Raw genomic sequence first — 2,805 nt, forward strand, 5'->3', positions numbered from 1 at the left:
CCGGGCTCGGGATCGATGTGCTGACGGCCGGACTTGATGCCGTACTCGACACCCACGACATGCTGCGGGCCCGCACGATCCCCGGCGAGCCGAAGCTGATCGTCGGTGAGCCCGGGTCGGTGGACGCCGGTGACCTGGTCATGCGGGTGGACGCGGCAGAGGTCGGGGCCGATGGCGTGGACGCGGTGGCACGCGAGGCCGCACGGCGCCTCGATCCGGCCTCCGGGGTCGTGGTCCAGGTGGTCTGGGTGGACGCCGGTCCTGGACGGGCCGGTCAACTGATCCTCGTAGGCCATCACTTGGTTGTGGATGGGGTGTCCTGGCGGATCCTTGTGCCGGACCTTCAAGTCGCCTGTGAGGCGGCGGCTGCGGGGCGTGCACCGCGGCTGGACCCGGTGGGGACGTCATTCCGCCGCTGGGCGCAGGTGCTGTCCGCGCAGGCGGTCGACGAGCAGCGGGTCGCCGAGCTGGACCGCTGGCTGGAGCTGCTGGGTGAGTCCCAACACGCGCTCGCGCACAGGGCGTTGGATCCGACCGTGGACACCGTACGGACCTTGCGCCGCCGCTCGTGGGTCGTACCACCGGAGCAGGCCGGGACATTGCTGACGCGGACGCCGACCGCGTTCCACTGCGGTGTGGACGAGGTGCTGCTCGCCTCGCTGGCGGGTGCGGTCGCATGCTGGCGGCCGGAATCCTCGTGCGGGTTCCTGGTCGACGTCGAGGGGCACGGCCGCGAGCAGCTGGACGGCGTGGAACTGTCGCGCACAGTGGGCTGGTTCACCAGCGCCCATCCGGTGCGGCTGGACGCGGCAGGGGTGGATCCGGCCCAGGTCCTGGCCGGCGGTCCCGCGGCCGGCGCACTCGTGAAGGCGGTCAAGGAGCAGGTGCGCGCGGTGCCCGGCGACGGCCTCGGTTACGAACTGCTGCGTCACCTCAACCCCGACACCGGCCCGGCCCTGAGTACCAGGCCGTCCCCGCAGATCGGCTTCAACTACATGGGACGGTTCACCGCCGACGCGGCGGAGGGACAGGCCGACGCCCCCTGGCAGATGGCCGCGGGGAACGCGATCGGCGGCTCGACCGAACCGGACACCCCGCTGCGGCACCTGCTGGACGTCGGCGCGATGGTGCGGGACACCCCGGGCGGGCCCGAGCTGACGGTCACCGTCAGCTGGCCCGGCCTCCTGGTGACGGACGCGGACGCCGAACGGCTCGGGCGGGCCTGGGTGGAGATGCTCGGCGGCCTCGCGGACCACACCGCCGCTCCCGCCTCCGGCGGACACACCCCTTCCGACTTCCCTCTCCTCGACCTGGCTCAGGACGAAGTCGACGAATTTGACGAATTCGACTGATCCCACTGATCCCACTGATCCGACTGCTTCGAGTGATCTGACTGATTCGGACTGGTCGACAACCCCGATGGCACGTCTCGCCGAGGCACGCAGCCGCTATGAGGAGACAGAAACGATGACCCGATCCCGTGTCGAGGATGTCTGGCCGCTGTCACCGTTGCAGGAGGGCCTGCTCTTCCACGCCGCCTTCGACGACCGGGGTCCGGACGTCTACCAGGGCCAGCGGGTGCTGGAACTCGACGGGCCGCTGGACGCGGACCGGTTGCGGACGTCGTGGCAGGCGCTCCTGGCCCGGCACGGCGCGCTGCGGGCGAGCTTCCGCGGCCGCAAGTCCGGTGAGGCGGTGCAGGTCATCGCGCGTGAGGTGGTACTGCCCTGGCGTACGGAGGACGTCTCCGGGCTCGCGGAGGCCGACGCACTCGCCGAGGCCGACCGGCTGACCGCGCACGAACGGTCACAGCGGTTCGACCCGGCGGTGGCACCGCTACTGCGGCTCCTGCTGATCCGGCTGGGGGACGAACGGCACCGGCTGGTCCTCACCAGCCACCACGTCGTCATGGACGGCTGGTCCATGGCAGTGCTGTTCAACGAGTTGCCCGCCGTGTACGCGGCGGGCGGCGACACCCGCGGCCTTCCCCGGACGACCTCCTACCGCGAATACCTGGCGTGGCTGGGCCGGCAGGACAAGGAGGCGGCGCGTGCCGCCTGGCGTGCGGAGCTGTCCGGGGTCGACGAGCCGACCCTCGTGGCCCCGGCGGACCCTGCTCGGACGCCGGTCGCACCGGAGAGCCTGGTCACCCGGATCTCCGAGGAACTGACGTCCGGTGTGGCCCAGTTGGCGCGCGCCCAGGGCCTGACGGTGAACACGGTGATCCAAGGGGCCTGGGCACTGGTCCTGGCGCGGCTCGCAGGCCGTACGGACGTGGTGTTCGGCGCCACCGTCGCGGGCCGGTCCGCCGAACTGCCCGGCGTGGAGTCGATGGTCGGCCTCTTCATCAACACCGTGCCGGTACGCGTGCCGCTCGACGGCGCGCAGCCGGTCTCGCAGATGCTCACCGCCCTGCAGGGCCGCCAGGCCGCGCTCATGGCACACCAACACCTCGGCCTCTCCGAGGTCCAGAAACTGGCCGGTCCCGGCGCCGTCCTCGACACGATCGTGGTCTACGAGAACTACCCGCGCCCTCCTCAAGAGGAGCCCGCCCCGGACGCCTTCACCATGCGCCCCCTCGGCGAGCAGGAGGCCGCCCACTACCCGCTGACGCTGGTCGTGGCCCCCGAGGGCGACCGCATGGCCGTCAAACTCGACCACCGGCCCGACCTGTACGACCACGCCGCCGCGGAGTCTGTCGTCGAGCGCTTGATACGGGTGCTTGAGCAGATGGTGGCGGATCCGTCGGTGCCGGTGGGTCGGGTCGACGTGGTGGGGGCTTTCGAGCGGGGTCTTGTGGTGGAG

The 2,805-nt window shown here is 71.4% G+C and carries 2 protein-coding genes; both read left to right on the plus strand.

Features of this window, described 5'->3' with window-relative positions; translation table 11 throughout:
* Nucleotides 1-1,352, plus strand: a 1,352-nt coding sequence (locus tag ACWDVB_RS40140) for a condensation domain-containing protein (protein ID WP_451520008.1), incomplete at its 5' end; no start/stop codon positions are given.
* Between the two features lie 115 nt (nt 1,353-1,467).
* Nucleotides 1,468-2,805, plus strand: a 1,338-nt coding sequence (locus ACWDVB_RS40145) for a condensation domain-containing protein (RefSeq protein WP_451520007.1), incomplete at its 3' end; no start/stop codon positions are given.

This window comes from Streptomyces sp. NPDC003379 (assembly GCF_053589195.1).